This is a genomic window from Hyphomicrobium sp. (genome assembly GCF_035572195.1).
GTDB lineage: Bacteria > Pseudomonadota > Alphaproteobacteria > Rhizobiales > Hyphomicrobiaceae > Hyphomicrobium_B.
The window spans coordinates 21,535-28,444 of record NZ_DATNBA010000100.1; the positions used below are offsets into that span (position 1 = coordinate 21,535).

The following is a 6,910-nucleotide window of genomic DNA, read 5'->3' on the forward strand; positions in this document are numbered from 1 at the left end:
ACTACGCGTTCTACCTACGGCGTCGTTGTCGACGACCAGCCGTCGACGGCTTCGGCACTTGCCGGCCTCTTCGACTTCACCTTTGCACCTTGGCCGGCGTCCGTCGCCGATGACGACGAACGCACACGATCCTCGTCGGGCATCTGAGGCGCCCGGTTATCGCGGACCTGAACCCTGGGATTGGCGGCCGTCATCTGGAACATCTCGCGGAAGATTCCCGGCGCAACGAGCGACAACGGATTGACGATGACTTGCGGATTCGACGTCGCACCCTGCACCGCGAACGTTATGCCGAAAATGCCTTCGCCTTGCGCGCCTGAGATGATTTGGCCAAGCACCGGAATACCGCCAAGCGCGCCGTTCAGCCCTTGCAGAGGGATGTAGGTGCCGCCGATGTTGATACGCTTCGTCTTGAAGTCGACCTTGCCGCGCAAGTTCGCGCCAAGCAGCGGGCCTTTGACATACGACTCCTCCAGCACGAACTGCCCATACCCGACCGAAAATGGGGCGCGCATCTTGTCGAACTCGAAGATTTCGCGCGTCACATTCCGGCCTCCGCCGATTGCCGGCCGGCCCTGGTCGGCGCTGCTGACGACCTCACTTACGATCGGGTCACCGAGCACCTTGAAGTTCTCAACCCACAGCGTTCCCGTTTTTTCTGCAGGCCCCGTGCCATTGAGATCAACTTCGAGACGCAACCGTCCGCCCTGCATGTTGGGATAGAAACCGACGAGCTTCAGCACCTGCCCCGCATCGCTTGAATCGACTAGTAGCCGGCGTTCGCCCGAGCTTTGATCGACCTTGGCCAGCAGCAGCGCGCCGCCATCGAGCTTGCCTTTGACATCGAGGCTCGTGAGATTTCCGCCGCGCGTTTCAAGTTGCATTTTGAGATTGCGCAGCGAAACATCGGAGCCGCCGATCACGTTGTCGATTTCTGCCGTGACGCGGGCGCCTTGTGACGCTCCTGCAGTTTTACTTTTCCCTGGGCCGTTGCCGACGTTGAATAACGAACGGAAAAAACTGCGGCCATCATAGTTCGATCCTTTGATCTTGATCGACCAGATGTTGTCCTTGCCCCGCACGCCCTGCATATCGAGGCTCGACACGACATTGAGCGTGAAATTTGGAAATTCAAATTCCTTGATCTTGTTGTCGGCGCCGACGCCGATACTGCCTTCGGCAGCGATGTCGTCGCTGATCACCTTGAAGTTCTGCAATTCGGTGTCGCCGTTTTGCGCACTGACGATATCGGCATCGACGGTCGCTGCGCGGCCGGGCGCTTTGTGCCAATTGAGTTGATCGAGCAGGATTTCGGCGTTCGTCAAATCAGCGTGCAGTTTGATCGCTGGCTCCGGCCGGTCGCCACGCTGCATCGATAACTCAATCGGAACAACGCCATGCACGATATCGTTGATGTCGAGCCCAAGCTGCGTGCGATCGGCTTCATCGAGCTTCGCGACGATCTTCACCGGCGGTTGTTGCCCGACGTCGGCTCCCAAAAGTCGCTGGCCGACAATCTTGGCCGCGACGCCGTTGACGAGCAGGTCACCTTTGGCATCAAGCGCGGTATCGCTCAAATTGAGATCGAGGGTGAAGCCCTGAACGTCAAACCGCCCGGCGACCTTGCCGAAACGGCCATCGGTAATCTTGGCCTTTCCCGTAATGGCAAAATCATCACCTGTGACGTTGGGGATCAGCGGTAGCTTGATCATTAGCTGGGCGTCGACCTTGCCCTCGCCGGCTTTTGGCAACGGCGAGGCTTCACGCACGGCACGTACGGGAAGCTTCCCGACCGCCTCTAGGAAGGGGCCAAGTTCGCTGTGCGTAGTGAGCGAAATCTCCGCGTCCGGGCGCGGCAGCAGCACATCAGCCGTATAGAGCCGGCCATTCTTGATCGGCACGCGTCGGTCACCCGAAAGAACGACGGCAGCTTCGGGCAAGTTGATCTCGAGCGCGTTGTTTTCAAGTTGTATCAGAGCACGTGGCGTTTCGATCGTCTGCATTCCTGGCAACGGCTGGAACACGGCATTGTTTGCCTCGAAGGTAGCCGAAACGCGCTCGGTAGCGGGAACAGCGCCATCACCGCCGCCGAGGAGCGCCTTGTTGCTCGTGAAGTGAAGCGTTCCACCCTTGAAATCGACCGCCGAGACGTTCTTGCCGATCCATTCGCGTGCGCCTTTGCCCAGCGCCCGCGGCCAAAGAGCCTTCAATGCATTGAGCGGCATCGGCGAGACGGTGAATTCGGCAGCCATCGTCTGACCTTGCGGCCCAGCCTTCAGCGAAGCCTTGGCCGTCGCCTGGCCACCGCCGCCGGCAATATGAAATTCGGCGATATCGACGGTGCCGCGACGCGGCACGATCGTGCCTTGCGCACGCCAACTATCGATGGCGACGGGCGGTACGTCGAATTCCGGGGCTTCGAACACACCGTTCTTGCCATCGAGCGCAAAACGCCATTGCGATAAATCGTTGCCCTGCGCCACATCCTTCATTTCGCCCGAAAACAGCATCGCACCGTCGGCCCATTTGACGGGGCTCGGCTGCAGCGCCCAGCGCCGCGCCTTGCCATCGAATGTCAGCTTGAAAAGTCCGGCCGTCACATTCATCGGCTGGGTCAGATAGGGAAGCGTGACGCGACCCTGACCGACATCCAGCGCCAGCACGCTTCGTTCAACCTCGCCAGCCGACGAAAGCTCGACGGTTGCATCACCCGCGACGGGAAACTCGAACATTCCGAGCAGCGCCAGCGGCGGCGCCGCAGATGCGAGCGTCGAGGGGACGAGATCGCGAATTGTAGCTTTGACTTCAAGCTTACCGGATTTCTCGCTCTCATCCGTCAGAAACGAGAACGCCCACGGCCCGTGCTGCGAAGCGACCGTCGCGCGGCCGGAGATCACGCTTCGCCGTTTCGCGTGGTTGAAATCGACGCTCGCCTCATCGATGCGCCAGGAACTCCGCTGGCCTTCGTAATCGACGATCACGGTTGCGTTCGAGAGGCCGAATTCCGACAGGTATGACGTGGCGTCCAACCGGCGTCGCGCGCGGCGGGAGGAATCGCTCAGCATCTTAGTGAGATTGACCTTGTGCGCCGTTTCCAGCGAGCCCCGCGTGACATTCGTTGCCTGCGGCGGCGTGGTGACTGGAGCTGGCGTGGGGCTGCTTCCCGATTGCGGCTCCGAGGGACGCGGCGTCGCCCGTTCGAACACGAATCCCGTCTCTTCCGAGTAGGCAAGCGTGATGACGGGATCGATCAGCTCTATTCGCGCCGGGACGACACGGCCACGCAGCAGCGCCGCCATTGAAATGTTGACGGCCGCCAGAGGCGATGAGAGCACCACGTCGCCGCCGATTTCGAGCACGCTGACATCGCGAAGGCGGAATTCGAGTTCGCCGTTCGGACCCAGCCTCAGCTCCGCTCCATCGATCTTCAAGGAACTGGAGGTCAACTCGTGATTGATACCGCGTTCGATGGGGGCGACGATAAAGTCGAATGCAATCGGCCCATGCCGCAGCCGGACGTACAGAATGCCCACCGCGATCATGGCGAGCAGCGACAGCGGCACGACCACATAGAATATGACTCGGCAGCCGGCGAAGACGTGACGCAAGCCGCGTGAAGAGGTCGTTTCCTTGGGCTGTTGCAGACCGGCGGACATAGGATTAGCGCGCGGTGGCATACCCGGCGGACGAGGCTGAGTGTTTTGCCGCGCACTTTGGTCGGCCCGGCGCCCCCCGGAGGGCCGCCCGCCGGTTTGCAATGTCGTCAACGCCGCTCCTCAAGACCCCCGCGAGCCGCGTATCCCTGCGGCCCACCACCGTGTCGAACCGGATGGCCCTAAAATTATGTCCAACGAAGGTCTAAACCTTCTGGCCTGCACCGCCACGAGATGGCAGGTACGAGTCCAAAAACGACAAAAGAAAGGCACTTTTGAGATGCTCAAGGACGGCGAAAAAGCACCCGACTTCAAATTACCCGATGAGACGGGAGCGACCGTCCAGCTTTCAAAGCTGAAGGGGCGTCCAGTCGTCGTTTATTTCTATCCAAAGGACGACACATCCGGGTGCACTCAGGAGGCCAAGGATTTTTCCTGCCTCGCCGAAGAATTCGCCAACGCCGGAGTTGCAATCATCGGAATTTCGCCCGATAGCGCCGTTAGCCATCAGAAGTTCAAGACCAAGCACGATCTTTCACTCAGGCTCCTCGCGGACGAACAAAAAGTGGCCGCCGAGGCCTATGGGGTTTGGACTGAAAAATCGATGTACGGTAAAAAGTACATGGGCGTCGAACGCTCGACGTTCCTGATCGACAAGTCTGGTAAACTCATCAATAGCTGGCGAAAAGTGAGGGTACCCGGTCACGCCGAGGAGGTTCTCGCCGCGGCACGCGCGCTATCCCGCTGACGGACGCCTACTTTTCGTTCAATCGTTGATCTTCCGCCACACTCTGTCGTCAACAATGTGTGTACGACGTCGAAACTGGTGATTTGCGGTGGAAAGGCTTTGACCGTAGTTTGGACTGCGGCAGCCAAAGTGCTACGCGAATCAGGCGCGCTCGTCGCAGCTTGATCACGTTGTGCGTTTAGAATTGCCTGAGTGCGGGTCGTTGCTTCAGTTGTGTCAGAGGGAAAATTCATATGTTGCCGAACTTTCGTCGGTCAGAAACCGATCCGTCCAGGTCTCAAACGACGGCCTCCATCGCCGAAACCAGCACAACACCTTCGTTTCAGCCGCGGCCGTACCTGACGGTCCCCCGGGGCGAGACGCCACGGTCGGTCTCCGTCATCGGCACCGATCTTACGATCGCGGGTAATCTCATCTGCAAGGGCGAGGTCCAGGTCGACGGAATTATCGACGGGGACATTCAGGGCAGCAACGTCGTGGTTGGTGAAAGCGCAACCGTCACCGGCAGCATTTCCGCCGAGGAGGTCGTCGTTCGCGGCCATGTCGTCGGCTCGGTGCATAGCCGGCGCGTCATGCTGCAGACCACGAGCCAGGTCGAAGGCGATATCTTCCATCAGTCGCTGTCGATCGAGCAGGGCGCCATGTTCGAAGGAAAATCGCGTCGCACCAACGACGATCCGCGGACGTTGCTGGCGAAGTCGGAGCCAATCGGCTTTGTATTGCCGCCACGGCTTCCCGAATTACCGAATTGAGGGCAGAGCCCGTACGGGCTTACGTTTTTTCCGGCCGCCAGTTTGTAACTGTTAGTCGGCGGCCGGGAAGAACCGCAAACGCTTTTTCCCGGCATGTCAGCAGTATGATTTGCGAGACGCTTTTCGCGGCGGCAAGCTCGCCGCAAATCGCAGCTAGGCGTCCATCGTCGGAATAGGCGAGCGGATCGTCTAGAATCAGCGGAGCCGGGTTGCCGTTTTCAGCGAGAACTTCCGCGAATGCCACGCGCACGAGAATGCTCAACTGCTCGCGCGTGCCATCCGAAAGCTCGGCCAGATCCTCGCGCACGCCGCCGCGCTCTAACGCATCGAGTGAAAACTCATCCTTGAAAAAGAGTTCCGAAGTGCCGAAAAGCCGTTCGAGGCGTGGCCGCAGTCGCCGCGAGATCGGTTCGAAATAGGCTGACTTGGCGCCCGCCTCGATACCGGCAAGAGTCGTCTCCAATAATTGAAGTGCGTCCGCCTCATGTTGTAGCCGCCTGACTTCTTTTTCGGCGCGCTCGAACTCACCTTCACAAGCTGCAACTTCGGCGGCGCGCCCTGATTCATCTATGCCCGTTTGCTCGCCCTGCTCGCGCGCCAGGTCGATTGTCAGCCTTTTGATGTCATCGTCGAGACGCACACGGCCTCGGCGCGCTTCGGCAAGTTCGGATTCCAGCGCCCTGAAGTTCTCGTCCGAAACGACGCGGGTATTGAGCGCATCGAAATTAGCGCGTGCCTCCAGAGCCTCAGACTTCAATCGCGTCACGTCGTCGTCCGACATTTTTTGCTGATCGGCGGTTTTCAACGCCTCGTCGAGGCTTGCCACCTCGGCTGCAAGGCTCTGCAGACCTGCCGGCGCGATTTCGGAAAATCGCGCCCGCGCTTCATCCAAATCCTTGACCTTTGCGGCACGCGCCAGCGCCCGCTCGCGCGCTTGCGCCAACGTCGCAACGCCAAGGCGGCGCAACGTTTCATCGATTTCGCTGGCGGCCGACGCGCTTCTGGCTTTGAGCTTCGCCCCCTGCCCGGCCTGCGCCGTCGAAACGGTGATCGCGGCAATTCCGTTGATACGAATCTCGAGCGGCTCGACGACGGAAAAGCGGCGGCTTTCTCCAAGCGGCGCGTCTCCGATCCTCAGCTTGTCTTTGCCGCCCGGCTCCAGCCGCACGTCGACGTAGGCCGATTGTCCGGCGAGTTCGGCTTCGGCAATCGCCCGCGCGCGATCGACGGCCGCCAATTTTTCGACGACCGCCGGTGTTGCTGCATCGGAATTGAGTTCCGACGCCAGCGCTTCGATGCGAACGCTGAGATTTTGCGCGACTGAAAGCGCCTTGCGCCGGGTGTCAGCCGCCTCCAGACGCTTCTGGCGTGACGCTGAGGCTTCGCGCGCGGCGTTCAACTCCGCCTCGCGGGCTTTCATCGTTTCACGCAGGAGGTTCAGGCGGCCTCTCGCCTCGACGGCTTCGACGCGACGCGCTTCGAGCCACTCGACGCGCGACGCCAGCGTATTTCCCGCCGCACCGCTTTCGAGTTCCGCCAAGCGTTGTGACATCGCCGCAATACGCGTCAGACGTTGCTCGGCCGTCGCCGCCGCTGAGCGTGCCTCATCGCGCTTCACCCGCGCCTCGTCGGCGGCCGCTAGCGCCTTGAACAGCGGACCGTCCTTCTTGACCATGCGCGTCGGCGTCCGCAGCTGATCGAGCGCCCGCTTGGCTTTGTCCCGAACGATCTCGAACGCGTCGCCCGCCGCGGCCGCC

At 60.7% G+C, this 6,910-nt stretch carries 4 protein-coding genes; 2 read left to right on the plus strand and 2 right to left on the minus strand.

The annotated features are described in order from the left end of the window. Positions 1–14 precede the first annotated feature (14 nt). Complete coding sequence (locus VN623_RS08540) at positions 15–3,656, minus strand: AsmA-like C-terminal region-containing protein (RefSeq protein ID WP_325570078.1); 3,642 nt, start codon at positions 3,654–3,656, stop codon at positions 15–17. Between the two features lie 277 nt (positions 3,657–3,933). On the opposite strand from VN623_RS08540, the gene VN623_RS08545 reads away from it, so the two are divergent. Next, complete coding sequence (locus VN623_RS08545) at positions 3,934–4,401, plus strand: peroxiredoxin (RefSeq protein ID WP_325570080.1); 468 nt, start codon at positions 3,934–3,936, stop codon at positions 4,399–4,401. Between the two features lie 233 nt (positions 4,402–4,634). After that, on the plus strand, positions 4,635–5,153 hold the full coding sequence (locus VN623_RS08550) for a polymer-forming cytoskeletal protein (RefSeq protein ID WP_325570082.1): 519 nt from the start codon (positions 4,635–4,637) through the stop codon (positions 5,151–5,153). A 19-nt stretch (positions 5,154–5,172) separates the two neighbouring features. Here VN623_RS08550 and VN623_RS08555 read toward each other — a convergent pair. Continuing rightward, positions 5,173–6,910, minus strand: a 1,738-nt coding sequence (locus VN623_RS08555; RefSeq protein WP_325570084.1) for a hypothetical protein, incomplete at its 5' end; no start/stop codon positions are given.

Coding starts and splice junctions, on each gene's coding strand:
- VN623_RS08540 (WP_325570078.1), bottom strand. CDS start 3,656: ATGTCCGCCGGTCTGCAACAGCCCAAGGAAACGACCTCTTCACGCGGC.
- VN623_RS08545 (WP_325570080.1), top strand. CDS start 3,934: ATGCTCAAGGACGGCGAAAAAGCACCCGACTTCAAATTACCCGATGAG.
- VN623_RS08550 (WP_325570082.1), top strand. CDS start 4,635: ATGTTGCCGAACTTTCGTCGGTCAGAAACCGATCCGTCCAGGTCTCAA.